This window comes from Agrobacterium sp. CNPSo 2736, from assembly GCF_004005385.1.
GTDB lineage: Bacteria > Pseudomonadota > Alphaproteobacteria > Rhizobiales > Rhizobiaceae > Agrobacterium > Agrobacterium leguminum.
Genome location: NZ_RZTX01000005.1, coordinates 276273 through 302444 on the forward strand (window position 1 = coordinate 276273; position 26172 = coordinate 302444).

Below are 26172 nucleotides of genomic sequence, written 5' to 3' on the forward strand. Positions count from 1 at the left end.
ACTCGCTATAGGACACTCCCATCGCAAGTGGTGGGATTTCCCACAGGACATGGATACCGGCATAGATGGCCATCAAGGACCTGGATTTTTCCGACATTCTCGATGTATCGGCACTGAAGCGCGAATGCGACATCATCTTCAAGGAAGACGGCAAACGTATTGCCGATATTCGCTCCGATCTGCTGCCGATCTTTCGAAAGGCCAGCACGGAAGGCCGGGAAAAGGCCAGGGAACTGCTGAAAGCCGATGGCAGCGGCATCGACTGCGCCAGACGCATCTCCTGGCTTCAGGATCGCCTGATTGAAATCCTCTATGATCTCGCCTGCCAATATGTCTATCCGAAAGATACACCGCAGATAGCGGTTGCTGCGGTCGGCGGTTACGGTCGCGGCACGCTCGCGCCGGGATCGGATATCGACCTCCTGTTCCTGTTGCCGGCCAAGAATACGCCGGACATGCACAAGGCCGTGGAGTTCGTGCTCTACCTGCTCTGGGATCTCGGTTTCAAGGTCGGCCACGCCACCCGCACGGTGGATGAATGCATCCGCCTGTCCAAATCCGATATGACGATCCGCACCGCCATTCTGGAAGTGCGGGCGATCTGCGGTAAAAAATCCCTGACCGACGATCTCGAAAAACGTTTCGAGTCGGAAGTCGTCACCGGCACCGGCCCGGAATTCATCGCCGCAAAGCTGGCCGAACGCGACCAGCGCCACCGCAAGGCGGGCGACACGCGTTATCTGGTGGAGCCGAACGTCAAGGAAGGCAAGGGCGGGTTGCGCGACCTGCACACGCTGTTCTGGATCGCCAAATATTATTACCATGTCCGCGATACGGCCGATCTGGTGAAGCTTGGTGTCCTGTCACGGCCTGAACTCCGGCTGTTCGAAAAGGCCGATGATTTTCTCTGGGCCGTCCGCTGCCAGATGCATTTCATCACCGGCAAGGCGGAAGAGCGCCTTTCCTTCGACATTCAGCGCGAGATCGCCGATGCGTTGAACTACCAGCCGCGCCCCGGCCTTTCCGCCGTCGAGCGTTTCATGAAGCATTATTTCCTCGTGGCGAAAGATGTGGGTGACCTGACCCGCATCGTTTGCGCAGCACTTGAAGACCGGCAGGCGAAGGACGTGCCTGGCCTTTCCGGCGTCCTCAGCCGCTTCGCCCACCGCGTGCGCAAGATTCCCGGCTCGGTGGAATTCGTCGAGGATCGCGGCCGCATCGCGCTCGCCAAGCCGGATGTCTTCAAGAACGACCCGGTCAATCTGATCCGGCTGTTCCACATTGCCGATATCAACAATCTGGAACTGCATCCCGATGCGCTGCGTGTCGTCACGCGTTCGCTTTCGCTCATCAATGACGAGCTGCGGGAGAACGAAGAGGCAAACCGGCTTTTCCTGTCGATTCTGACGTCTCGGCGCGATCCGGCGCTGACCCTGCGCCGCATGAACGAGGCAGGCGTGCTCGGCAAGTTCATCCCCGAATTTGGCAAGATCGTCGCGATGATGCAGTTCAACATGTATCATCACTATACGGTGGATGAGCATCTGATCCGCTCCGTTGGCGTGCTCTCGGAAGTGGACAAGGGAACGGCTGTCGATGCCCACCCGCTCGCCAACCAGCTGATGCCGAGCGTCGAGGAACGTGAGGCGCTTTATGTCGCCGTTCTGTTGCACGATGTGGCAAAGGGCCGGCAGGAAGACCACTCGATTGCCGGCGCGCGCGTGGCCCGCAAACTCTGCCAGCGTTTTCGCCTTACCGGCAAGCAGACCGAAACCGTCGTCTGGCTGATCGAGCAACATCTCCTGATGTCCATGGTCGCCCAGACGCGCGACCTGCACGACCGCAAGACGATCACCGACTTCGCCGACAAGGTGCAGTCCATGGAGCGGCTGAAGATGCTGCTCATCCTGACAGTCTGCGATATCCGCGCCGTCGGTCCGGGCGTCTGGAACGGCTGGAAGGGACAGCTGCTGCGTTCGCTCTATTACGAGACCGAACTGCTGCTGTCGGGCGGCTTTTCGGAGGTCTCCCGCAAGGAGCGCGCGCAGATCGCCCGGCAGGCGCTTTACGACGCCCTCGACGACTGGGGCCAGAAGGCGCGGCGCAAATATACCAAGCTGCACTACGAGCCCTATCTGTTGACGGTGGCGCTGGAAGACCAGGTGCGCCATACCCGCTTCATCCGCGAGGCCGACAAGCAGGAAAAAGCGCTGTCGACCATGGTGCGCACCCATTCCTTCCATGCCATCACCGAAATCACCGTGCTGGCGCCGGACCATCCGCGTCTGCTGTCCATCATCACCGGCGCCTGTGCGGCCGCCGGCGCCAATATCGCCGATGCGCAAATCTTCACGACGTCCGATGGGCGGGCGCTGGATACGATCCTCATCAACCGCGAATTTCCGATCGATGAGGACGAGACGCGGCGCGGCAACAATGTCGGCAAGCTGATCGAGGAGGTTCTCTCCGGCAAGCAGCGCCTGCCGGAAATGATCGCCACGCGCACCAAAAGCCGCAAGAAGAAGAGCGCCTTCACCATTCCGCCCTCGGTCATCATCTCCAACGGGCTGTCGAACAAGTTCACCGTCATCGAAGTGGAATGCCTTGACCGGCCGGGTCTTCTGGCTGACATGACGGCTGTGATCGCCGATCTGTCGCTCGATATTCACTCCGCCCGCATCACCACCTTCGGCGAAAAGGTCATCGATACCTTCTATGTGACCGACCTCTTCGGCCAGAAGGTGACGAATGACAACCGGCAGGCCAGCATCGCCACGCGCCTGAAGGCGGTGATGAGCGAGCAGGAAGACGAATTGCGAGACCGTATGCCCAACGGCATCATCGCCCACCCAGACGTGGCGGCCCTGCCGGCCGCGCGCACGGCAAAGGCTTGAGATTATGAGCCTGATCGGCAAGTTCGCCACCGTCGGCACCGCCACGCTCGGCAGCCGCATTTTCGGCTTCCTGCGCGAAACCCTGATGGCCGCCGCCGTCGGCACCGGTCCGGTGGCGGATGCTTTCAACGCCGCTTTCCGTTTTCCGAACACCTTCCGGCGCCTGTTTGCCGAAGGCGCGTTCAACTCGGCTTTCGTGCCGCTTTTCGCCAAGGAAATCGAGGCGAATGGCATGGAGGGCGCCAGACGCTTTTCCGAAGAGGTCTTCGGCGTTCTCTTCACCGTGCTTCTGGCCCTGACGATCCTGATGGAACTGTCGATGCCCTTCATCGTGCGCACGGTGATCGCGCCGGGCTTTCTGGAAGACCCCGTGAAGTTCGAAAACACCGTCCATCTCGCCACCATCATGTTTCCCTATCTCGCCTGCATGTCTCTGGCGGCGATGATGGGCGGCATGCTGAACTCGCTGCATCGTTATTTCGCAGCGGCAATCGCGCCCGTATTCCTCAACATCATCCTCATCGGCGTGCTCGCTTTGGCATGGTGGAAGAATTACGATCCGCTTCAGGTAGGTTATGCGCTCTCCTGGGGCGTGATGGCGGCGGGCGTGGTGCAGCTCGCCATCGTGTGGATCGCCGTGCGCAATGCCGGCATGCGCATCGGTTTCCGCAGGCCCCGGCTGACGAAGAATGTGCAGCGCCTTCTGGTTCTTGCCCTGCCGGCGGCCATCACCGGCGGCATCACCCAGATCAATCTTTTGATCAACACCAATATCGCATCTGCCGGAGAAGGCGTAATCTCCTCGCTTGCCTATGCGGACCGGATCTACCAGCTGCCGCTCGGCGTGGTCGGCATCGCGGTGGCCACCGTGCTTTTGCCGGAGCTGGCGCGGGCGTTACGCGGCGGGCATATGGTGGAGGCCGGAAGCCTGCAGAACCGCTCGGTGGAATTCGTGCTGTTCCTGACATTGCCGGCTGCCGCAGCACTTCTCGTCATGGCGGAGCCTATCGTTCGTTTTCTTTATGAGCGCGGCAATTTCTCGCCTTCGGCCACTGTCACCGTCGCGCAAATCCTCGGCATCTATGGTCTTGGCCTGCCGGCTTTTGTGCTGATCAAGGCCTTTATTCCGGGCTTCTTCGCCCGCGAGGATACGCGCACACCGATGATCTTCGCGGCGATTTCCGTCGTCGTGAACGTCTCCCTGGCGCTGACGCTCTTCCCGCGCCTTGGCGGTCCGGGCATCGCCATTGCCGAAATCACTGCCGGCTGGGTCAATGCCGCCCTGCTGTTCGGCATGCTTTTGTGGCGTGGACACTGGCATGTGGATATTCCGCTGCTCACCCGCATTCCGCGTTTGCTGCTGGCTGCGGCCTTGATGGCCGGTTTCGTGCACTATGCGCTGACCTGGCTGACTTTCGAACTGTCTTCCGGCTCGTCCATTCTCGTGCGGGCCGGCACCATCATGGCTCTCGTCTTTGCGGCCATGCTGGTTTATTTCGGGCTCGCTTTCGTTTCCGGCGGTGCCGATATCGGCATAGTCAAACGAGCCATCCGCAAGCGCGGCAAGAAGAACATCGAGACGGAGGTGGGCTGATGTCCATTGCCGAAAACCGCCGCATCGCGCTCGTCACGCTTGTCGTGGATGATTACGATCTGGCGAAGGCGTTTTATTGCGACGTTCTCGGGTTCGAATGCCTTTCCGATCAGCCGCTTGGCGACGGCAAGCGGTGGCTGGTGGTGAAGCCGCAAGGAATCGATGGCGGAGGACTGCTGCTTGCCGAGGCGGACGGTGAACAACAGAGGCTTGCCATCGGTAACCAGACCGGCGGGCGTGTCGGGTTTTTCCTGCATACCGATAATTTCCAGCGCGATTATGAGACCATGCTCGCCCGCGGCGTGCGCTTTCTGGAAGAACCGCGCCACGAGGTTTACGGTTCCGTTGCGGTCTTTGCCGATCCTTATGGAAATCGCTGGGATCTTCTGGAGCCGCGCGGCTGACAGGCCCTGAAACCGCTTGATTGCCGGGGGCTGCGGGTGCATAAGCGCGCGTGCAATTCCAACCATGGGGCGGGGCCCTCCACAAGCCTTTTCGAGGACGACAATGAACGCATTCAAGCCGCTGGTTTTCTCGGGCGTCCAGCCGACCGGCAATCTGCATCTCGGCAATTATCTCGGCGCGATCCGCAAATTCGTGGCGCTGCAGGAAGATAACGACTGCATCTATTGCGTCGTCGACATGCATGCCATCACCGCCCAGCTCGTTCACTCGGACCTGAAGGCGCAGACCCGCTCGATTGCGGCCGCCTTCATCGCCTCGGGCATCGATCCCGTAAAACATATCGTCTTCAACCAGTCGGCCGTGCCGCAGCATGCGGAACTCGCATGGGTGTTCAACTGCGTGGCGCGCATCGGCTGGATGGAACGCATGACGCAGTTCAAGGACAAGTCCGGCAAGAATGCCGAGCAGGTCTCGCTCGGCCTGCTCGCCTATCCGAGCCTGATGGCCGCCGACATTCTCGTCTATCGCGCCACGCATGTTCCCGTCGGTGACGACCAGAAGCAGCACCTGGAACTTGCCCGCGATATCGCCCAGAAATTCAATATCGATTTCGGCGATCATATCCGCAAGGCGGGCCTCGGCCTCGATATCACCGTTGGCGATGAGCCGGTGCACGCCTATTTCCCGATGGTGGAGCCGTTGATCGGCGGTCCTGCACCGCGCGTGATGTCGCTCAAGGACGGCACCAAGAAGATGTCGAAGTCCGATCCCTCCGACCTGTCGCGCATCAACCTGATGGACGATGTCGATGCGATCTCGAAGAAGATCAAGAAGGCGAAGACCGATCCGGATGCGCTGCCGAGCGAAGTGGAAGGCCTGAAGGGTCGCCCCGAGGCCGAAAACCTCGTCGGCATCTATGCCGCGCTGTCCGACAGGACCAAGGCGGATGTTCTTTCTGAATTCGGCGGACAGCAGTTCTCGGCCTTCAAGCCGGCCCTCGTCGAGCTTGCGGTCAATGTGCTGGCTCCCGTAAACAATGAGATGCGCCGCCTTCTCGATGACCCGACCCATATCGACGCCATCCTCAAACAGGGTGGCGAGCGGGCGCGTGCCATCGCCGAAAAGACGATGAACGAGGTGCGCGACATCATCGGCTTCCTGCGCTGACAGGTCGCTGCTGCGCGAATGCGGCGGGCGGTTTGCGTCTGCCGTGATTTGATATAATCTCCGCCCGAACCGTCGGGCGGTTTTACGGATCACGGCGGACCTAGGGAGTGCAGAATGGTTTCAAAACGGCTGTCGCGTCTGGAAGGGCATCGTCGCAAATTTCTTGCAGTTATCGATGACACACCGGAATGCGAGAGGGCCGTGCACTATGCCGGTCGTCGCGCCAAGAACTCCAATGGCGGGCTGGTGCTGCTCTACATGATCCCGGAAGGCGATTTCCAGCAATGGCTGGGTGTCGAACAGATCATGCGGGCCGAGGCGCGTGAGGAGGCGGAAGCCACGCTTGCCAAGATCGCCCAGAAGGTGCGCGAGACCATCGGCATCGAGCCGGAAGCGGTGATCCGCGAAGGCAGCGCCACCGAGCAGATCCACGGGCTGATCGAGGAAGACCGCGACATCGCGATTCTCGTTCTGGCAGCAGGCTCGACGAAGGAAGGGCCGGGACCGCTTGTTTCTTCCATCGCCGGACGCGGGGCAGCCTTTCCCATTCCCGTCACCGTGCTGCCGGATACGCTGTCGGATGAGGAAATCGACGCGCTCTGCTGATCCGGGTCCCGGACAAGATTTAGGGGCTGACGATTTCTTGAATGTAATTATCATGTCAGGGCTTGAAGTGCAGCTTCGCCGGGCGTATTTTTTGGAAGAATTCTAAATTACGGGGCGTGAACGGCGACCTCGAAGGAGAAGACGATGTTCATTCAGACGGAAGCCACGCCGAACCCGACGACGCTGAAGTTCCTGCCGGGCAAAGTGGTGCTGGAAAGCGGTACGGCTGAGTTTCTCAACCCGTCGCAGGCGCAGGCTTCGCCACTGGCGGAACGCCTCTTCACCATTCCGGGCGTGACCGGCGTTTATTTCGGTTTCGATTTCATCACCGTCACCAAGGACGGCGCGGAATGGCAGCATCTGAAGCCCGCCATTCTCGGCTCCATCATGGAACATTTCATGTCCGGCCGCCCGATCATGGGCACCGCGATTGCGGCCGAAGTGTCGGATGAGGAAGGCGAGTTCTTCGAAGAAGGTGACGAAACCATCGTCGCCACCATCAAGGAACTGCTGGAAACCCGTGTCCGCCCCGCCGTGGCGCAGGATGGCGGCGACATCACCTTCCGCGGTTTCCGCGATGGTACCGTGTTCCTGAACATGAAGGGCGCCTGCTCGGGTTGCCCGTCCTCCACCGCCACGCTGAAGCATGGCGTTCAGAATCTGCTTCGCCATTTCGTGCCGGAAGTGCGCGAAGTCGAAGCGGTATAAAAGCGCAAGCCAGGCCATCATGATTGTTCTCGCACTCGACACCTCAGGTGTGGATTGTTCCGCCTGCGTTTATGACAGCGCCTCCGACAGGGTGCTCGGCGAGGTATGCGAAACGATCGGCAAGGGCCATGCCGAAAGGTTGATGGCGGTGATCGACGGTGCTCTGGAGCAGGCGCAACTGTCGCTCCGGAATGTCGGACGCATCGCCGTGACCATCGGGCCGGGGTCTTTCACCGGTATCCGCGTCGGGGTCGCTGCCGCGCGCGGCTTTGCCCTGTCGCTCGGCGTCGAGGCCGTGGGCGTCACCACGCTTGAAACACTGGCGCTTCATCATCTGCTTGCAAATCCCGGCCGGCCCGTGGCCGTCGGGCTGGATGCCAAACGCGGCGAAGCCTATCTCCAGATATTCGGTGCGGATGGATCGCCGCTGCGCGATGCCGCGCTTCTGTCTCTGGACGACGCCAAAACGGTTATTACCGGTTTCGATGGCGTCGTTATCGGTTCAGCCGCGCCGCTTTTGGCGGGGTTTGAGGCGGGTTCGGGACCGGATCACTTCCCGATTGCCTCGGTCGCGCGTGCTGCTGCGCGCAAGCCGGCTGGTCAGCCGAAACCCGCGCCGCTTTATCTGCGCGGGCCGGATGCCCGGCCGCAGACCGGTTTTGCGCTGGCACGTCAGGGCGTTGCCTGATAGGGCATTCCTCGACATGTGCGAATGATTCCTGTGATGCCCGATTCCTGTTATGTTTGACGACTATCTGACCTGGAAGCCCTATTTCGAGATCGTGCCGATGCAGCATGAGGATTGCGCCGCGGTGGCGGAGCTGCATGCGCTGCGCTTTCCGCGCCCTTGGAACGACGGGGAGTTTTCCGGGCTGTTGACGCAAGGGTCGGTTTTCGGTGCTGTCGCACGCCAGACCAACGCCTTTTTCAGCAAGCCGCTCGGTGGTTTCGTGCTGGCGCGGGAAGTGGCGGGCGAGGCGGAAATTCTGACCGTTGCCGTGGCCGACAAATTCGCACGCGTCGGTCTCGGCTGGCGTCTGATGCAGTCGGCCATCCGCGAGGCGATGATGCGCGGCGCCGAAACCATGTTCCTTGAGGTGGATAACAATAATGCCTCTGCGCTGGGGCTTTACAGGAAGCTCGGCTTCAAAACCGTCGCGGAACGCAAGGCCTATTACACCGCAAAGGATGGAACGAAGTCGACGGCGCTTGTCATGCGCCGCGATCTTCGCTAGTTCCCTGCGACAGGCATTTTTTCGGCGAAAGCCGCAAACCGGAATTCTCAAAAGGCCAGAAGACGTGACAGACCTTTCGAAAACGCTGGAGGAGCTTTGTGCCGAACGCGGCATGCGGATGACCGACCAACGCCGTGTCATCGCCCGCGTCCTTCAGGAGTCAGCCGACCATCCCGATGTCGAGGAGCTTTACCGCCGTTCCTCCGCCGTGGATCCGCGCATCTCGATTTCCACCGTCTACAGAACGGTGAAGCTGTTCGAGGATGCCGGCATCATCGAGCGTCACGATTTTCGCGACGGCCGTTCGCGTTATGAGACCGTGCCCGAGGAACATCACGATCACCTGATCGACCTGAAGAACGGGGTGGTCATCGAATTTCATTCGGCCGAGATCGAGGCCCTTCAGGAAAAGATCGCCCGGGAACACGGCTTCAAGCTCGTGGATCACCGGCTGGAACTTTACGGCGTGCCGTTGAAGCCCGGCGAACACTGAGACGCCGGTGAACAAGCGGTCTTTCCCATCATGATGTGGCTGCGGACAGCCTATATTGCGGTCGTTCTCCTGATCGTCACGCTCGTCTTGCTGCCGCTTCAACTGCTGGGCCTTGCCTTCGACTGGCGGCTTCGCCGTCGCATTCCGCGCCTCTGGCACCGTATCGCCTGCCATGTTCTCGGCATCCGCGTGCATGTGCACGGCGATGTGGAGCGGGCGAAACCGCTGATGCTGGCGGTCAATCACGCCTCGTGGAAGGACATTCTCGTTTTGGGCAGCATTGCCGACGTGGTGTTCATCGCCAAGACGGAAGTGCGGGACTGGCCGGTGTTCGGCTGGCTTGCCCGCTTGCAGAAAAGCATCTTCGTTCAGCGTGAGCAGAAACGCAGCACCGGCGCGCAGGTGAGCGAGATCGCCAGCCGCATGGCCGATGGCGAGATCGTCGTTTTGTTTCCTGAAGGCACCACCTCGGACGGCAACCGCATGCTTGCCGTCAAATCCTCGCTGTTCGGTGCGGCCTCCACCGCCGCTGAACAGGTTCCGGGCAAGCTGGTTTATGTGCAGCCGGTCGCCATCGCCTATACAAGGGTGCAGGGCATGGCCATGGGGCGTTACCATCGCGTCATCGCCGCCTGGCCGGGCAGCATCACGCTGGTGCCGCATCTGCTCGGCATCATCAGGGCCGGCGCCATCGATGTCGACGTGACATTCGGTGACAGCGTTCCGTTTCACAGCACGGATAACCGCAAGCGCCTGGCGACCGATATCGCCGCCTCCATCCGCTCCATGCTGGCCTTCAGCCTGCGCGGCGGCTGGCGGAAATAGCGAGATCGTAGCTTTTCCGGCATTTTTCTGTTTAATCTGGCCGTGAAAAACACTAGATAGCCGCCATGACCCAGGAAACGCTTGGCCTTGACGCCCCACCCATGATCGCCCGCGAGGGTTCGAACAGCCAGCCCGCATCCATCGCGCGCGATGGGGCAAACAGCAGAAAGGTCTTCATCAAGACCTATGGCTGTCAGATGAACGTCTACGATTCCGTCCGTATGAGCGATGCGCTGGCGAAGGACGGTTACGTTCAGACAGAAGATATGGGCGAGGCGGATCTGGTGCTGCTGAACACCTGTCATATCCGCGAAAAGGCGGCTGAAAAGGTCTATTCAGCGCTCGGCCGCCTGCGCGACATGAAAAAATCGCGCGAAGAGCAGGGCCGCGAATTCATGATCGGCGTTGCCGGCTGCGTGGCGCAGGCGGAAGGCGAGGAAATCCTTCGCCGTGCGCCCGCCGTCGATGTCGTCATCGGCCCGCAGACCTATCATCGCCTGCCGGACGCCCTGAAGCGGGTGCGCGGCGGCGAGCGCGTCATCGAGACCGAATATGCGGTCGAGGATAAGTTCGAGCATCTGCCGGTGGCCGAAAAGGCGACGCTGCGCACGCGCGGCGTAACAGCGTTTCTGACGGTGCAGGAAGGTTGCGACAAGTTCTGTACCTTCTGTGTCGTGCCCTATACGCGCGGTTCGGAAGTCTCCCGCCCCGTGCGCCAGATCGTCGATGAGGCGATGAAGCTCGTCGATGCCGGCGTGCGCGAGATCACGCTGCTTGGCCAGAACGTCAATGCCTGGCAGGGCGAAGGTCCGAAGGGCGAAAAATGGGGCCTTGCCGAACTGCTTTACCGGCTGGCGGAAATTCCGGGCCTTGCACGGCTTCGCTACACCACCAGCCATCCGCGCGACATGGACGAACGCCTGATCGGCGCGCATCGCGATCTGCGTATTCTCATGCCCTATCTGCATCTGCCGGTGCAGTCCGGGTCGGATCGCATTCTGAAAGCGATGAACCGTCGCCATACGGGTGAGGAATATATCCAGCTTATCGAAAAAATCCGCGCCGCCCGCCCTGATATTGCCATGTCGGGAGACTTTATTGTCGGTTTCCCCGGTGAGACGGATCGCGATTTCGAAGATACGATGGCGATGGTCGAGACGGTGAAATATGCGCAGGCCTTCTCGTTCAAATATTCCACCCGCCCCGGCACGCCGGGAGCCGATCTCACCGATCAGGTTGCGGAAGAGGTGAAGGCCGAGCGACTGGAAAGATTGCAGGCCCTGTTGCTGCGGCAGCAGAAGGAATTTGCGGAATCGCTGGTCGGAAAAACCATGGATGTGCTGCTGGAAAAGCCCGGCCGCATGCCTGAGCAGTTGATAGGTCGCTCTCCGTGGCTGCAATCCGTGAATCTTGATGCAAAGACTTTGAAAATCGGTGACATTGTTAATGTACGAATCACCGCAACGGGTCCAAACAGCTTGTTTGCCGAGGTGGCAGGGAGTTAGAGTGAGGAGCCGACACTGATTGGGACAGGAGCCTGACCGCTTGAACGCACACGAATTGGTATCAAATTCATCGCGCCAGCCACGCCAAGCCGCGACCGACGCCAATCACTTCGTCCTCACGTTCGAGAATAACAGGATAGCGGGAGAGCTATTCGGTCAGTTCGATCAGAACCTGAAGCTTCTGGAACAGCGCCTCAATATCGACGCTCGCCCGCGCGGCAATTCCGTCGCCATCACCGGCGATGTCGTTGCCACCAATCAGGCTCGTCGGGCGCTGGATTTCCTTTATGAACGTCTGCTCAAGGGCGGAACCGCCGAGGTCTCCGATGTCGAAGGCGCGATCCGCATGGCGATGGCCGCAGACGACCAGCTGACCTTGCCGACGATGGAACGCAAGGCGAAGATTTCCATGGCGCAGATTTCCACCCGCAAGAAGACCATCGCTGCCCGCACGCCGACACAGGACGTCTACATGCGGGCACTGGAGCAATCCGAACTGGTTTTCGGCGTCGGCCCCGCCGGCACCGGCAAGACCTATCTTGCCGTCGCTCATGCGGCGCAGCTTCTGGAGCGCGGCGCGGTTGACCGCATCATCCTGTCGCGTCCTGCCGTCGAGGCGGGCGAACGTCTGGGCTTTCTGCCGGGCGACATGAAGGAAAAGGTCGATCCTTATCTGCGCCCGCTTTATGACGCGCTTTACGACATGATGCCGGGCGACAAGGTGGAGCGCGCCATTCAGGCGGGCGTCATCGAAATCGCGCCACTGGCCTTCATGCGCGGTCGCACACTTGCCAATGCCGCCGTTATTCTGGACGAAGCCCAGAATACCACGACCATGCAGATGAAGATGTTCCTGACCCGCCTTGGCGAGAACGGCCGCATGATCGTGACGGGTGACCCGAGCCAGGTGGATTTGCCACGCGGCGTGAAATCCGGTCTTGTCGAGGCCCTGCAAATCCTTGGCGATGTGGAAGGCGTGTCGGTCGTGCGCTTCAAGGATGTCGATGTCGTGCGTCATCCGATGGTGGCGCGCATTGTCCGGGCTTACGAATCCCACACGGCGGTGCCGGATGAAAGCCTTGTGAAGGGCAACTGACGTAAAGACAATGACAGCTCTGGATATTCAAATCAGCGTCGAGGCCGAAGGTTGGTCCTCGGAAGAGGATCTGCTGGCCTTTGCTACCAGGGTGCTGGACGCGGCGGTCGATTTTCTGAAGCGTGAAGAGGGCCAACCGTTCCCGAAAATGCCGGTGGAGCTGTCGCTGGTCTTTACCGACGATGAAAATATTCGGGAAATCAACGCCGAATGGCGCGACAAGGACAAGGCGACCAATGTCCTGTCTTTCCCCGCTTTTTCGCTGGAGCCGGGCGGAATGCCGGGCCCGATGCTGGGCGATATCGTCATCGCGCGCGAGACGGTTGAACGCGAGGCCCTTGAACTTGAGAAGAGTTTCGGGGATCATCTGACCCATCTGCTCGTTCATGGGTTCCTGCATTTATTTGGTTATGACCACATGGACGAGGAAGAAGCGGAAGAAATGGAGTCGCTTGAGACTCGCATTTTGGCGGTGCTTGGCCTATCTGATCCATACGCGGGTCAGGAACCGCTTTGAATATTGTCTGGAGCCATGAACGAACATTCTGCACGACCTGCCAATGAGGGCAGAGAAAACGGCGAGCAGTCCTCTTCGGAGGAGGGCAGTAGTCACTTACGTCACGACTACAACGCCAAGCCGAAATCGACCATCTGGTCACGCATCGCACGGTTGCTGAAACCATCCCAGGGCGAGCGCCTGCGCGAGGATTTGACCGACGCGCTGATGGACGACACCGAAATCGGTGCGGCCTTTTCGCCCGAAGAACGGGCGATGCTGAACAATATCCTGCGTTTCCGCGAGGTTCGGGTCGAAGATATCATGATCCCGCGTGTGGACATCGACGGTCTCGATGAGAATATGACGATCGGCGATGCGCTGATCCTCTTCGAGGAAACCGGGCGTTCCCGCATGCCGGTCTATGACGAGACGCTGGATAATCCGAAGGGCATGATCCACATTCGCGATCTGCTGGCCTATGTCGCCAAGCAGGCCCGCAATAAACGCCGGGCCGGTTCGCGAAGCGTCGCCTACGGTGAGGTGAAGGCGCCTCGTTCACCGCGGCCGAATTTCGACCTGGCACGTGTCGATCTGGAGCAGACGGTCGCCGCTGCGGGGCTGGTGCGCAAAATTCTTTTCGCACCGCCCTCGATGCTCGCGTCCGACCTTTTGAAGACGATGCAGGCCCAGAGAACTCAGCTTGCGCTGGTGATCGATGAATATGGCGGCACCGACGGTCTCGTCAGCCACGAGGATATCGTCGAGATGGTCGTGGGTGACATCGATGACGAGCATGACAAGGACGAGGCGATGTTTTCGCGTCTTTCCGCCGATGTGCTTGTCGCGGATGCACGTGCGGAACTCACCGAACTTGCCGAGGTGATCGGGCCGGAATTCGATGTTCGCGAACATCTGGAGGAAATCGATACGCTCGGCGGTCTCATCTTCTTCGCGCTCGGCCGCATTCCGGCCAAGGGCGAGGTGGTCAGGGCCGTGCCCGGCTTCGAGTTCCAGATTCTCGATGCGGATAGCAGGCGTATCAAGGGCGTTCGTATCGTCCGTGATCACGGCTCCGAAGGTGAGGATGATCGCGCTCCGGGTGAAGCGGGCGCCAATGAGGTGATTGCGCTGCCTGCGCCGGATGTTCGCCTTATCACGCACCAGCAGAACGCCGATTAAGGAAGGTCGACGGGGTTTTTCCCCGTCGCTTCCACCTTTCGACATATCAATCCGACAGGTATGAATGCCCGTGTTCGGCGTCGAAAAGAACACATGGTGCCTCGGTCGCCATGCCTCCTGTGGACTGCGAATCTTTTTTCCTTTACGTCGGGTCTGAGGGGAAATTCCGTGGCGCGACCTTGTCGGCTGCGGGCTTTTCCGGACGCGCATAAACGGAGATGGCATGGAGCGTCTTGCAGGCAGGGTAATGCTGGCCGGCGGCATGAGCCGCGCAGTTATGGCGATTGCCGCAGGTGCGGTCGGGGCGCTCGCTTTGCCTCCATTCGGCTTTTTCGCGGCGCTGTTTTTCTCTTTCACCCTGCTTGTCTGGCTCGTGGATGGCTGCACCGGTAAGCCGGGCGGCGGCCTCTTCAGCCGCATCCTGCCGGCTTTCGGCATCGGCTGGTGTTTCGGGCTCGGTTACTTCGTCGCGGGCCTGTGGTGGCTCGGCAATGCTCTCCTGCTGGAGGCCGATGAATTCGCCTGGGCGCTGCCGCTCGCTATTCTTGGCCTTCCCGCTTTTCTGGCGTTGTTCTACGGTTTTGCGGTTGCCGCAGCCAATCTCCTCTGGTCGGAGGGCCTCGGCCGTATCGCTGCACTTGCTGCCGCATTCGGCTTTTCGGAATGGCTGCGCAGCTTCCTGGCCACCGGCTTTCCGTGGAACGCTATCGGCTACGGCATCATGCCTATCCCGATCATGATGCAATCGGCACATCTGCTTGGCCTTTTCAGCATAACGACGCTTGCGGTTTTCATCTTCGCCTCGCCCGCGCTGACAGGCACGAAAAAAGGCATGTGGCCGGGTCTCGCCGTGGCGGGGCTGCTGCTGGCCGGCCATTTCGGCTATGGCTTTTACCGTCTCCAGACGCCGGCGGAGGTGCCAGCGGACGCACTGACCGTTCGGATCGTGCAGCCTTCCATCGATCAGTCACGCAAGATGCTGAACGCGGACAGGGCGGAGATTTTTGGTGAGCATCTGCGGCTCTCGGCCCTGCCGCCGGGCGAAGGGAAAAAGCGCCCCGATATCATCGTCTGGCCCGAAACCTCCGTGCCGTTCATTCTGACGCAAAACCCGGATGCTCTGGCGGAAATCGCCAAAACCCTGGAGGATGGGCAGGTGCTGTTCACCGGCGCCGTCAGAATGGAAGATCAGGGGGCAGGCCGCCCGCCGCGTTATTACAATTCGGTCTATGCGATCGACAGCCAGGGCGAGATCATCGGCGCGACCGACAAGGTGCATCTGACCCCCTTTGGTGAATATGTTCCCTTTGAAGGTATCCTGCGGGAATTCGGCATCGACAATGTCATCGCCCTGCCGGGGGGCTTTTCCGCCGCTTCCTCGCGCACGCCGCTCACGCTCCCTTCGGGCAAGACCTTTTATCCTCTCATCTGTTACGAGATCATTTTTCCGGGTGAGATGACGCCGGGGCTGGCCGGCTCGGCCGCTATCCTGAATGTGACCAATGATGGCTGGTTCGGCGACACGCCCGGCCCCTATCAGCATTTTCTGCAGGCGAGGGTCCGGGCCGTTGAGACGGGCGTGCCGGTGATTCGCGGCGCCAATACCGGAATTTCCGCCGTCATAGATCCCTATGGCCGCATTATTGCGGGGCTCGATTACGGTCGGGTGGGAATTGTTGACGCCACTTTGAGTGGTGGGTCAAACGACGCATTTACTTACGACACACATCGGACGTATTTCTGGTTGATTTTTTCTATCTTGATGATCGTTGCGGTATTTCCCGCCTTGAGTTTCGCTCGGCGCCAGAATTGACCGGGAACCCCTGTAATTGCATAGTGAATACGTCAGTCGTAAAACAAGTTTAGACGCTGTCGAATTGCCGACTCATTTCTTCGAATAGTAATGAAGCGAGATATCAACCCTTTCCGAGTGTCAGGACCGCATGATGACCGAGAATAAGAAAAAGCCTAACCCCATCGACATTCATGTCGGAAGCCGAATTCGCCTTCGCCGAACCATGCTCGGAATGAGCCAGGAGAAGCTGGGTGAAAGTCTCGGAATTACCTTTCAGCAAATCCAGAAATATGAAAAAGGCACGAACCGCGTTGGCGCCAGCCGCCTCCAGAATATTTCCGCGATCCTCAATGTGCCCGTTTCTTTTTTCTTCGAAGATGCACCCGGCGATCAGGTCGGCGGTACGACCGGCATGGCGGAAGCGTCGAGCTCCAATTACGTGGTCGACTTTCTGTCCTCGGCTGAAGGTCTGCAACTGAACCGCGCCTTCGTGAAGATCGCCGACCCGAAAGTTCGCCGACGCCTCGTCGATCTCGTCAAGGCGCTCGCCGCCGAGGGTGACGCTGAGTAAGCGCAACCCGCGCGACGCAGAAAATTTCCGGCTCGGGATGCCGGGCACTCAACGGTCCGCAAGGACCGTTTTTTTGTGCGCGATTAGAAAGGAATTCTCACATAAAGATATATTTATGTGGTTGTGTCCTTGTTTTTCACGGCCGAAATGACTAACAAACTCCAAGACCGTTCTTTGAGGGGAATCCCGCATGCGTGCCAATTATCTGTTCACCAGCGAGTCCGTGGCCGAGGGTCATCCGGACAAGGTTTGTGACCGTATTTCCGATGAAATTGTGGATCTCATCTATCGTGAAGCGTCCAAGACGGGCGTTGACCCGTGGACCGTGCGCATCGCATGCGAAACGCTTGCGACGACCAACCGCGTCGTTATCGCCGGTGAGGTTCGGGTTCCCGATACGCTTCTGAAGAAGGACAAGGACGGCAAGGTTCTCAAGGACGCCGCTGGCCATCCGGTCATCAACCCCTCGAAGTTCAAGTCCGCCGCCCGCAAGGCGATCCGCGACATCGGCTACGAGCAGGATGGTTTCCACTGGAAGACCGCCAAGATCGACGTTCTCCTGCATCCGCAGTCGGCTGATATCGCGCAGGGCGTGGACAACGCCTCCGACAAGCAGGGCGACGAGGGGGCCGGCGACCAGGGCATCATGTTCGGTTACGCCTGCAAGGAAACGCCGGACCTCATGCCGGCTCCGATCTATTATTCCCACCGTATCCTGCAGCTGCTCGCCACCGCCCGTAAAAGCGGCGAAGGCGAAGCGGCAAAGCTCGGCCCCGACGCCAAGAGCCAGGTCACGGTTCGTTACGTCGACGGCAAGGCGGCGGAAGCCGTATCCATCGTTCTGTCCACGCAGCATCTCGATGCAAGCTGGGATTCGAAGAAGGTTCGCGCCGTTGTCGAGCCCTATATCCGCGAAGCTCTGGGCGACCTGAAGATCGCTGACGATTGCCAGTGGTATATCAACCCGACCGGCAAGTTCGTCATCGGCGGTCCCGATGGTGACGCCGGCCTAACGGGTCGCAAGATCATCGTCGACACCTATGGCGGCGCTGCGCCCCATGGCGGCGGTGCATTCTCCGGCAAGGACACGACCAAGGTCGACCGTTCCGCCGCCTATGCCGCCCGTTATCTCGCCAAGAACGTCGTGGCTGCCGGCCTTGCCGAGCGCTGCACGATCCAGATTTCCTACGCAATCGGCATCGCCCAGCCGCTGTCGATCTATGTCGATCTGCATGGCACCGGCAAGGTCAGCGAAGATCAGGTCGAGGCCGCGATCCGTAAGGTCATGGACCTTTCGCCGTCGGGCATTCGCCGTCATCTCGATCTCAACAAGCCGATCTACGCCAAGACGTCTTCCTACGGCCATTTCGGCCGCAAGGCTGGCCGTGACGGCTCCTTCTCATGGGAGAAGCTCGATCTGGTGAAGCCGCTCAAGGAAGCTTTGAGCGCTTGAAGCATTTCCAGTAAAATTGCGTAGCGGTTTTACGTCCGGAAAATGCGTCAACCAGATATCGCGCTTGTTATTTGACGGCGATTGAGAGATACCGTCACCAACTTTTGTAACCCGCACAGCGCCTCATGTGGCGCTGTGCGGGTTAAGTCTATTTGTTCTTGAGAGTATGAGATGACGGAAGAACGGCGTTCGCGCGCGACGGAAGCTTTTTTTGGCCGACGCAAGGGCAAGCCCCTGCGCAATCAGCAGGTCGATACAATCGAGAACCTGTTGCCTTTGCTGAAAATCGATCTGGAAAGCGCCCCGCCGCAAAATCTCGCCGCTCTTTTTCCCGCGGATGTGCGATCGATCCGTCTGGAGATCGGTTTTGGCGGCGGCGAGCATCTCGCCCACCGCGCGGTTGAAAACCCGGAGACGGGTTTCATCGGCGTGGAGCCCTTCGTCAATTCCATGGCCAAGCTGCTGGCCACCGTGCGCGAACGCGAGTTGATGAATATCCGCCTTTACGACGATGATGCGACGCAATTGCTGGACTGGCTGCCCGAGGGATCGATCGATCATATCGATCTTCTCTATCCTGACCCGTGGCCGAAGAAGAAGCACTGGAAGCGTCGTTTCGTTTCGGACGTCAACCTTGCCCGCTTCCATCGTGTGCTGAAACCCGGCGGAAAGTTCTGCTTCGCTTCCGATATCGATACCTACGTCAACTGGACGCTGCAGCATTGCGCCCGCCATGGCGGCTTCGAATGGACGGCGGCGAGCGCTGATGACTGGCGCACGCCCTACGCCAACTGGCCGGGCACGCGTTATGAGAACAAGGCGAAAAGAGAAGGCCGCAGCTCGGCCTATCTCACCTTCATTCGCCGTTGAGCGGCTGATCCCTCAGAGGGCCGCATCCACTTCCGCTGCAAGCGGAATGGAAGGCTGGGCGCCGGCGCGGGTGCAGGCTAGCGAACCTGCGACGGCGGCGCGCTTCAGCGCCTTCTCGAAATCCATTCCCTGATCGAGGCTGGCGGCAAGATAGCCGCAGAAGGTGTCGCCCGCACCGACCGTATCGACCGGCTCGATCTTGAGGCCGGAAGCCCGGAAAACCTTGCCGTTGCGCATCGCGATCACACCATCGGCGCCAAGCGTCACGATCAATGTCTGGCCGGTCCTGTCATGCAGGGCTTTCAGTTCGTTTTCCCGCTCAGAACCGGAAAGGCCGTTCTTTCCGAGCAACAATTCGAACTCGGTTTCGTTGGCTATGACGATATCGGCAAGGCCCGCAAGGCGCGGCCCATCGGCGGTCAGTGGCGCGGTATTGATGACGGTGGTGACGCGCTTTGCCTTCGCAGCCGTCAGCGCCGCTTCGATAGCGGACGCGGGTATCTCGAACTGCAGCATCAAAATATCGCCCGCCGACATTTCCGCCAGGGCTTTCGCGGCGTCGGATGCGGAGACTTCACCATTGGCGGCGGGAATGACCGAGATCATGTTTTCCCCGCCTTCGCCGATAAGGATCACTGCCGTCCCCGTAGGGCCGGGCGTGGTCTTCACCAGTGAGAGATCGGTGCCGGCGTCGCGCAGCAATGTCAGCGCCGGCGCGGCAAAGGTGTCATCGCCCGCAGCCCCTGCCATCTTGACCGTGGCGCCCGCACGCCGTGCGGCCAGCGCCTGGTTGGCTCCCTTGCCGCCGGCGGCCGTGGAGAAGGTCTCGCCCGTCACGGTCTCACCGGGCTTGGGCAGGCGTTTGGCGGTGGCGACGAGGTCCATGTTGATGGAGCCGAAAACAGTAATCATGGAGGGCGTATCCGTATAGAATTCAAGCAAGGCGGCGACTTTGCCCGAGCGGATCACTCGTCGTCAACCACCCGCAACTTTGCCGTTCCCGCCCTGTTCTCGGCAAAGCGTCGAGCCTGCTCGATTTCCCCATGCGAAGTCTCTTTTTCCGTCGGCGAAAAATCGAGGCCCTCGATTTTCTGGCCGCGCGCCAGCACCTTGTCGGAGGAGATCAGCATCATGTCGATATCTTTTTGGGCCAATCCAAAATGGGCCTGCAGCTTGCGCGTCCGGTCGTCCAGCCGCCGCACATCGTCCATGAGAAGGGCGACTTCGCCCTGAATGAGATGTGCCTGCTCGCGCATGCGCTGATCCTTGAGCACGGACTGGATGACCTGTACCGACAGCATCAAGAGCGATGGCGAAACGATGACGACACGGGCGCGGTGAGCGCGTTGCACCAGATATTCGAAATGCTGGTGGATATCGGCGAAGATCGATTCGGACGGCACGAAGATGAAGGCGGTATCCTGCGTCTCGCCGCGGATGAGGTATTTCTCGGCCACATCGCGAATATGCACTTCCATATCGCGGCGGAACTGCTGCACGGCGGCGCGTTTGGTTTCGGGCGTCTCGTCCGCCTTGATGGCGTTCCATGCCTCCAGCGGAAACTTGGCGTCGATGACGAGCGGCGGGGCATTGTTGGGCATCTTGATGGTGCAGTCCGGCCGGTAACCGTTCGAAAGCGTCGGCTGCAACTGGAAGGCCCCGGCCGGAAGCGCATCGGCAATCAGCGTCTCCATGCGCGCCTGTCCGAAGGCGCCGCGCGTCTGCTTGTTGGAAAGAATGGCCTGCAGCCCGACGACGTCCTTGGCCAGATCCTGAATATTGCCCTGCGCGGCGTCGATGACCGCGAGGCGCTCCTGCAGGCGGCTCAGATTCTCATGCGTCGACCGGGTCTGCTCCGTCAGTGTTTCGCCAAGGCGCTGCGACATGCCGTCGAGGCGCTGGTTCAGCGTCTGGCTCATCTCGGTCTGGCGGGTGCCGAGCGTTTCCGCCATGGCGGCGATGCGGCCATGCAGCTCGGACTGTGTTTTCAGGAGGTCGGAGATTTCGCCATCGGCTCCCGCTTTTTTCCCACGGCTCGCCGTCACCAGCCAGGTGGCGACCAGACCGAAAACCAGAGCCGCGAGCAGCGCGCCGAAGCTGATGTCGACGGAGCCGGCCCGCAGCGCGGGATCGAGGAGAACGGAGAAATCTATGCTCATGATTAAATCTAGCAGGTTTCTTGTGATTCGGAAGATCAAAACAAGAACATTCCTGCGGCGGAATTGAGTCGGGCGGGGCGGATGCCGGAGGCGGTTTGAACCTCGTGTTTTTTATTTCCTCCGCGCAAGAGATACGTTATGGGAAGCCATGACCATCAAACCGCTTATCATTTTGCCCGATCCCGTGCTGCGCCAGCAATCGAAACCCATCGAAAAGGTGGATGCCGAGGTGCTGCGTCTTGCCGACGACATGCTGGAAACCATGTATGATGCGCCGGGTATCGGCCTCGCCGCCATTCAGATCGGCGTGGCGCGCCGCATGCTGGTGATCGACGTTGCGCGCGAGGGCGAGGAAAAGACCCCGATCGTCTTCATCAATCCGGAAATCCTCAAGGTGTCGGACGATGTCTCGACCTATGAGGAAGGCTGCCTCTCCATCCCTGATTATTACGCCGAGGTGGAGCGTCCCGCGTCGCTCACGGTGCAATATGTCGGCCGTGACGGCAAGCAGCAGACGGTGGAGGCGGATGGTCTGCTCGCCACCTGCCTGCAGCACGAGATCGATCACCTGAACGGCGTTCTCTTCATCGACCATATTTCGCGGCTGAAGCGCGACATGGTCATCAAGAAATTCACGAAAGCGGCCCGCGCAAAGATCTGATCCGTCCTCTCTGGACCGGAATGGACGACAGGGCAGGGGGCGACGATGGCTCTTCGCATCATTTTTATGGGTACGCCGGAATTTTCCGTTCCCACCCTGCGTGCACTGGTGGAGGCCGGCCACGAGATCGTTGCGGTCTACACCCAGCCGCCGCGTCCCGGCGGCCGTCGTGGCCTCGATCTGCAGAAGTCCCCGGTGCATCAGGCCGCCGAACTGCTGGGCCTGCCCGTACTGACGCCGGTGAACTTCAAGGCAGAGGAAGATCGCCAGAAGTTTCGGGATTTCAATGCCGATGTGGCGGTCGTCGTGGCTTACGGGCTGCTGCTGCCGGAAGCGATCCTCAGCGGCACGCGCCTTGGCTGTTATAATGGTCACGCCTCGCTGCTGCCGCGCTGGCGCGGCGCTGCCCCCATCCAGCGCGCGATCATGGCCGGCGATGCCGAAACGGGCATGATGGTCATGAAAATGGAGAAGGGGCTAGATACCGGCCCCGTCGCGCTGACCGCAAAGGTCGCGATCGATGAGAACATGACCGCCGGAGAATTGCACGACAGCCTGATGCTGGCCGGCGCGCGGCTGATGCGGCAGGCTATGGACAAGCTGGAATCCGGCGACCTGCCGCTCGTCACGCAGGCGGAAGAAGGCGTTCTCTATGCCGCGAAGATCGACAAGGGCGAGACCCGCATCGATTTTTCGAGGCCGGCGCAGGACGTGCACAATCACATTCGCGGCCTTTCACCTTTTCCAGGCGCTTGGCTGGAAATGGACATCGGCGGCAAGGCGGAGCGTGTGAAGGTTCTGGCCTCCGAACTGGCAAGCGGCATGGGAGAGGCGGGCGCGGCGCTCGATGACGCCCTCACCATTGCCTGCGGCAGCGGCGCCGTGCGGCTAACTCGTTTGCAGAAGGCGGGCGGCAAGCCGATGTCGGCGGCTGATTTCGTGCGCGGCACACCGGTTCCGACCACAACGAGGCTCGGCTGATGCCACGTTTCCGCATGACCGTCGAATATGACGGCACGCCTTATTACGGCTGGCAGAGACAGGATAACGGCCCCTCGGTTCAGGGGGCGCTGGAGGCTGCGGTTCGCTCGTTGACGGGAGAGAGCGTCTCCATTCGCGGCGCCGGCCGTACCGATTCCGGCGTGCATGCCGTCGGGCAGGTCGTCCACGTCGATCTTTCTCGAGACTGGGAACCCTACAAGCTTCGCAACGCGCTCAATGCGCATCTCGCCATGGCGGGCGAAGCTGTGGCCGTCCTCGATGCCGCTTCCGTGACCGAGGATTTCGACGCCCGGTTTTCCGCCCTTCGTCGGCACTACCTTTACCGCATCATCTGCCGCAAGGCCCGGCTGGCGCTGGAGCACAAGCGGGCATGGTGGGTGTCGAAGGACATGGACCATGAGCGCATGCATGAAGCGGCCCAGATGCTTGTCGGCCGGCATGATTTCACCACCTTCCGCTCCGTGCATTGTCAGGCGAACAGCCCCGTGCGCACGCTCGACCGGCTGGATGTGACGCGCACCGGCGATCTCATCGAGATACGTGCGACGGCGCAGAGCTTCCTGCATAACCAAATCCGTTCTTTCGCGGGTACGCTGAAACTGGCGGGCGAAGGCACGATGACGCCCGAGGATGTGCGCGCCGCACTGGAGGCGCGGGATCGCAAGGCCTGCGGCCCGGTCGCGCCGCCGGACGGTCTCTATTTCATGCAGGTCGATTATCCCGACGTCATTCCGCCGCGTCGCAGGTACCCTGAAGCCGATATGGCTGAGGACGCGGACTGACCGCGAAAACCCACGCCGGTTCTCAGGCTGGGTAAACGCCGAGAAAACGCTGCAGCGCTTCCGACAGAAGCATGCCGGGCACCAGCAGCGTCATGACGATGGCCGAGACGAGCAGCGACTGGTCGCGGATGAAGAACCGCACAATTCGCGAGAAAGCGAAGACCAGCGACAGAAGCAGCGCCAGCCAGAGAATGGCGATCAGCCCCTGCAAGGGCGGCAGGAAGAATGCGATCAGGATCAGAACCGCATAGGCATAGGAAAATGGCAGCGACAGCCAGTTCATGGTGGTGACGAGCGGCGCGAATTTTTCCCGTGCGCCGAAGGCAAACAGCAGCATGCCGATCAACAGCAGCGGCACGATCCAGCAGATGGCCTCGACCATCGCCAGACGGAAGAAGAAGATGAAGCCGGTTCCGGTGCCGGGCGGATAGCTGGCGAGGAAGGCGGCGCGCAGCCACAGCCATGAAACCAGCATGGCCGGCAGGCACCAGAGGGCGGAATAGAAGGACCGCCACATGCCGCGTTCGGAGAGGTCCAGATAACGCGCGCCATTATGGTCGCCGAGCAGCAGAAGCCAAAGGCCCGTCAGATAAAGCCTTATTTCACTTGCCGTCGGCATGGGCGAACCAGCGTTCGATAAAGGTCTCGTAAATGCGCGTCAGCGTCTCGAGATCGGCAACGGCCACACGCTCATCGACCATATGCATGGTTTGCCCGACGAGGCCGAATTCCACCACCGGGCAATAATCCTTTATGAAACGCGCATCCGAGGTGCCGCCGGTGGTCGAAAGCTTCGGTTCCTTACCCGTCACGGCCTCCACCGCGCCGGAAAGCGACGAGATGAGGGCATTGTTCCGGGTAAGAAAGACATGAGCCGGGCGGTCGGCCCAGACGATATCATATTTCACCGGTGCACGGTCGGGGCGAAGTTCGCCTTCCGCCGCGGCGGCATCGAGGCGGCGGATGATTTCCGCGCGCAGGCTCTCTGCAGTCCACGTATCGTTGAAACGGATGTTGAAGGAGGCCGTCGCCCGCGCCGGGATCACATTGGTGGCGGCATTGCCGGTATCGACGGTCGTTACTTCCAGATTGGAGGGCTGGAAATTGTCGGTGCCATGATCGAAGGGTGGATGCATCAGCGCATGGGTCAATTGCAGCAGACCGCGAATGGGATTGTCGGCGAGATGCGGATAGGCGGCATGTCCCTGCACGCCATGGACCGTGATGCGGCCGGAAAGCGATCCCCGGCGGCCGATCTTGATCATGTCGCCAAGCTGGTCGGGATTGGTCGGCTCGCCAACCACGCAGGCGTCCCATGTCTCGCCCTTGGCGGCCGCCCATTCCAGCAGCTTGGAGGTGCCGTTGATCGACGGGCCTTCCTCATCGCCTGTAATCAGGAAAGAGACGGAGCCCTGCGGCTTGCCGTGTTTTTCGATATGGCGGGCAATGGCGGCAACGAAACAGGCGATGCCGCCCTTCATGTCCACTGCACCGCGACCGAACATTTCGCCGCCGGCGATTTCGGCCGCAAAGGGCGGATGGCTCCATGCGGCCTCATCGCCCACCGGAACGACATCCGTATGGCCCGCAAACATCAGATGCGGACCCTCGGTGCCGAGACGGGCGTAAAGGTTCTCCACGTCAGGCGTTCCCGCCTCGCTCGCCACCATCCTGTCCACCTGGAAACCAAGCGGCGAAAGCAGGGTGTCGAGCAGGGAAAGCGCGCCGCCTTCCGCAGGCGTCACCGAAGGGCAACGGATGAGGGCGGCGAGATTGGCAACGGGATCGGTCGTGGTCATGGCAGTCGCTTTATATCAGTCGCGCAGAAGCTCATTGATGCCGGTCTTGGAGCGGGTCTTTTCATCGACGCGCTTGACGATGACGGCGCAATAGAGGCTCGGGCCCGGTTCGCCATTCGGGAAAGGCTTGCCCGGCATGGTGCCGGCAACGACGACGGAATAGGGCGGCACTTCGCCATAGGTGATCTCGCCGGTGGCGCGGTCGACGATCTTGGTGGACTTGCCGATGAAGACGCCCATGCCGAGAACCGCGCCTTCACGCACGATGCAGCCTTCGACGACTTCCGAACGGGCGCCGATGAAGCAATTGTCCTCGATGATCGTCGGGCCCGCCTGCAAGGGCTCCAGAACGCCGCCGATGCCGACGCCGCCGGAGAGGTGCACATTCTTGCCGATCTGTGCGCAGGAGCCGACAGTCGCCCAGGTGTCGACCATCGTGCCTTCATCGACATAGGCGCCGAGATTGACGAAGGAGGGCATCAACACGACGTTCTTGGCGACATAGGCGGAGCGGCGCACCACGGCGTTCGGCACGGCGCGGAAACCGGCGGCGCGGAACTGGTTTTCACCCCAGTTTTCGAACTTCGACGGCACCTTGTCCCACCAGGTGGATTCGCCCGGTCCGCCGGTGACGATTTCCATGTCGTTCAGGCGGAAGGAGAGCAGCACGGCCTTTTTCAGCCACTGGTTCACCTTCCAGTTTCCGTCAGCCTGCTTTTCGGCCACGCGTGCCTTGCCGCTATCGAGAAGTTGAAGAGATGTGTCCACGGCGTCGCGAACCTCGCCCTTCGTCGATACGTTCACACCATCGCGGTTGTCGAAGGCGGTTTCGATGATGGTTTCGAGGGAGGTGAGATCCGTAAGGCTCATGGAA

26 protein-coding genes are annotated in these 26172 nt (G+C 60.5%); 21 read left to right on the forward strand and 5 right to left on the reverse strand.

The window, feature by feature from the left end; genetic code table 11:
• The first annotated feature begins 65 nt into the window (after window positions 1-65).
• From EM858_RS11535 to trmB, 18 genes are all read left to right on the forward strand, one after another.
• Complete coding sequence (locus EM858_RS11535; RefSeq protein WP_080818069.1) at window positions 66-2894, forward strand: [protein-PII] uridylyltransferase; 2829 nt, start codon at window positions 66-68, stop codon at window positions 2892-2894.
• 4 nt (window positions 2895-2898) lie between these two features.
• On the forward strand, window positions 2899-4488 hold the full coding sequence (gene murJ / locus EM858_RS11540) for a murein biosynthesis integral membrane protein MurJ (RefSeq protein ID WP_127756770.1): 1590 nt from the start codon (window positions 2899-2901) through the stop codon (window positions 4486-4488).
• Window positions 4488-4892 carry a VOC family protein gene (locus EM858_RS11545; RefSeq protein WP_127756771.1) on the forward strand — a complete coding sequence of 135 codons (405 nt, stop codon included), beginning with the start codon at window positions 4488-4490 and terminating at the stop codon, window positions 4890-4892. Before murJ ends, EM858_RS11545 begins: the two co-directional genes overlap by 1 nt.
• Before the next feature lie 103 nt (window positions 4893-4995).
• Window positions 4996-6060, forward strand: a complete 1065-nt coding sequence (trpS, locus tag EM858_RS11550; RefSeq protein ID WP_080818064.1) for a tryptophan--tRNA ligase — start codon at window positions 4996-4998, stop codon at window positions 6058-6060.
• Between the two features lie 114 nt (window positions 6061-6174).
• Window positions 6175-6666 (forward strand): universal stress protein, encoded by a 492-nt coding sequence (locus EM858_RS11555; RefSeq protein ID WP_003503758.1) that lies wholly within the window; start codon window positions 6175-6177, stop codon window positions 6664-6666.
• A 144-nt stretch (window positions 6667-6810) separates the two neighbouring features.
• Window positions 6811-7374: a NifU family protein gene (locus EM858_RS11560; protein WP_059759355.1), complete on the forward strand. Its 564-nt coding sequence runs from the start codon at window positions 6811-6813 to the stop codon at window positions 7372-7374.
• A 19-nt stretch (window positions 7375-7393) separates the two neighbouring features.
• Window positions 7394-8062 (forward strand): tRNA (adenosine(37)-N6)-threonylcarbamoyltransferase complex dimerization subunit type 1 TsaB, encoded by a 669-nt coding sequence (tsaB, locus tag EM858_RS11565; protein ID WP_127756772.1) that lies wholly within the window; start codon window positions 7394-7396, stop codon window positions 8060-8062.
• Window positions 8063-8114: 52 nt separating this feature from the next.
• Window positions 8115-8609, forward strand: a complete 495-nt coding sequence (locus EM858_RS11570) for an N-acetyltransferase (RefSeq protein WP_127756773.1) — start codon at window positions 8115-8117, stop codon at window positions 8607-8609.
• A gap of 64 nt (window positions 8610-8673) precedes the next feature.
• Window positions 8674-9102 carry a Fur family transcriptional regulator gene (locus tag EM858_RS11575; protein ID WP_003503749.1) on the forward strand — a complete coding sequence of 143 codons (429 nt, stop codon included), beginning with the start codon at window positions 8674-8676 and terminating at the stop codon, window positions 9100-9102.
• A 30-nt stretch (window positions 9103-9132) separates the two neighbouring features.
• On the forward strand, window positions 9133-9927 hold the full coding sequence (locus tag EM858_RS11580; RefSeq protein ID WP_080818058.1) for a lysophospholipid acyltransferase family protein: 795 nt from the start codon (window positions 9133-9135) through the stop codon (window positions 9925-9927).
• A gap of 65 nt (window positions 9928-9992) precedes the next feature.
• Window positions 9993-11432, forward strand: a complete 1440-nt coding sequence (gene miaB, locus EM858_RS11585) for a tRNA (N6-isopentenyl adenosine(37)-C2)-methylthiotransferase MiaB (RefSeq protein ID WP_162936738.1) — start codon at window positions 9993-9995, stop codon at window positions 11430-11432.
• 40 nt (window positions 11433-11472) lie between these two features.
• Window positions 11473-12528, forward strand: a complete 1056-nt coding sequence (locus EM858_RS11590) for a PhoH family protein (protein WP_080818056.1) — start codon at window positions 11473-11475, stop codon at window positions 12526-12528.
• A gap of 10 nt (window positions 12529-12538) precedes the next feature.
• Window positions 12539-13045: an rRNA maturation RNase YbeY gene (gene ybeY / locus EM858_RS11595; protein ID WP_127756774.1), complete on the forward strand. Its 507-nt coding sequence runs from the start codon at window positions 12539-12541 to the stop codon at window positions 13043-13045.
• 15 nt (window positions 13046-13060) lie between these two features.
• Window positions 13061-14206 (forward strand): hemolysin family protein, encoded by a 1146-nt coding sequence (locus EM858_RS11600; protein WP_080818054.1) that lies wholly within the window; start codon window positions 13061-13063, stop codon window positions 14204-14206.
• Between the two features lie 223 nt (window positions 14207-14429).
• On the forward strand, window positions 14430-16019 hold the full coding sequence (gene lnt, locus EM858_RS11605) for an apolipoprotein N-acyltransferase (protein ID WP_080818052.1): 1590 nt from the start codon (window positions 14430-14432) through the stop codon (window positions 16017-16019).
• A 133-nt stretch (window positions 16020-16152) separates the two neighbouring features.
• Window positions 16153-16572: a helix-turn-helix domain-containing protein gene (locus tag EM858_RS11610; RefSeq protein WP_026363797.1), complete on the forward strand. Its 420-nt coding sequence runs from the start codon at window positions 16153-16155 to the stop codon at window positions 16570-16572.
• A gap of 190 nt (window positions 16573-16762) precedes the next feature.
• The gene (gene metK, locus EM858_RS11615; protein ID WP_003520054.1) at window positions 16763-18025 is read left to right on the forward strand and encodes a methionine adenosyltransferase; all 1263 of its coding nucleotides are present in this window, start codon (window positions 16763-16765) and stop codon (window positions 18023-18025) included.
• 171 nt (window positions 18026-18196) lie between these two features.
• Window positions 18197-18895, forward strand: coding sequence for a tRNA (guanosine(46)-N7)-methyltransferase TrmB (gene trmB, locus EM858_RS11620; protein WP_127756775.1), 699 nt, complete (start codon window positions 18197-18199; stop codon window positions 18893-18895).
• Between the two features lie 12 nt (window positions 18896-18907).
• On the opposite strand, the gene EM858_RS11625 is transcribed toward trmB, so the two are convergent.
• Together EM858_RS11625 and EM858_RS11630 are read right to left on the reverse strand one after the other, a co-directional pair.
• Window positions 18908-19807 (reverse strand): ribokinase, encoded by a 900-nt coding sequence (locus EM858_RS11625; RefSeq protein ID WP_127756776.1) that lies wholly within the window; start codon window positions 19805-19807, stop codon window positions 18908-18910.
• 53 nt (window positions 19808-19860) lie between these two features.
• Window positions 19861-21054, reverse strand: a complete 1194-nt coding sequence (locus EM858_RS11630) for a DNA recombination protein RmuC (RefSeq protein WP_162936737.1) — start codon at window positions 21052-21054, stop codon at window positions 19861-19863.
• Window positions 21055-21202: 148 nt separating this feature from the next.
• On the opposite strand from EM858_RS11630, the gene def reads away from it, so the two are divergent.
• Genes def through truA form a run of 3 tightly spaced genes read left to right on the forward strand, consistent with a single transcriptional unit; the run spans window position 21203 to window position 23499 of the window.
• Window positions 21203-21715 carry a peptide deformylase gene (gene def / locus EM858_RS11635; protein ID WP_003503724.1) on the forward strand — a complete coding sequence of 171 codons (513 nt, stop codon included), beginning with the start codon at window positions 21203-21205 and terminating at the stop codon, window positions 21713-21715.
• Between the two features lie 45 nt (window positions 21716-21760).
• On the forward strand, window positions 21761-22696 hold the full coding sequence (fmt, locus tag EM858_RS11640) for a methionyl-tRNA formyltransferase (protein WP_127756777.1): 936 nt from the start codon (window positions 21761-21763) through the stop codon (window positions 22694-22696).
• Window positions 22696-23499, forward strand: coding sequence for a tRNA pseudouridine(38-40) synthase TruA (gene truA, locus EM858_RS11645; RefSeq protein ID WP_127756778.1), 804 nt, complete (start codon window positions 22696-22698; stop codon window positions 23497-23499). Before fmt ends, truA begins: the two co-directional genes overlap by 1 nt.
• A gap of 22 nt (window positions 23500-23521) precedes the next feature.
• Here the strand turns inward: truA and EM858_RS11650 are convergent, their stop codons facing one another.
• From EM858_RS11650 to dapD, 3 genes are read right to left on the reverse strand one after another with little or no spacing between them, the layout of a single operon-like run.
• On the reverse strand, window positions 23522-24118 hold the full coding sequence (locus EM858_RS11650; protein WP_003520047.1) for a hypothetical protein: 597 nt from the start codon (window positions 24116-24118) through the stop codon (window positions 23522-23524).
• Window positions 24102-25298, reverse strand: coding sequence for a succinyl-diaminopimelate desuccinylase (gene dapE, locus EM858_RS11655; RefSeq protein WP_127756779.1), 1197 nt, complete (start codon window positions 25296-25298; stop codon window positions 24102-24104). The genes EM858_RS11650 and dapE overlap by 17 nt, the downstream gene beginning before the upstream one ends.
• Window positions 25299-25313: 15 nt before the next feature.
• Window positions 25314-26168 (reverse strand): 2,3,4,5-tetrahydropyridine-2,6-dicarboxylate N-succinyltransferase, encoded by an 855-nt coding sequence (dapD, locus tag EM858_RS11660; RefSeq protein WP_059759385.1) that lies wholly within the window; start codon window positions 26166-26168, stop codon window positions 25314-25316.
• Between the last annotated feature and the right edge of the window lie 4 nt (window positions 26169-26172).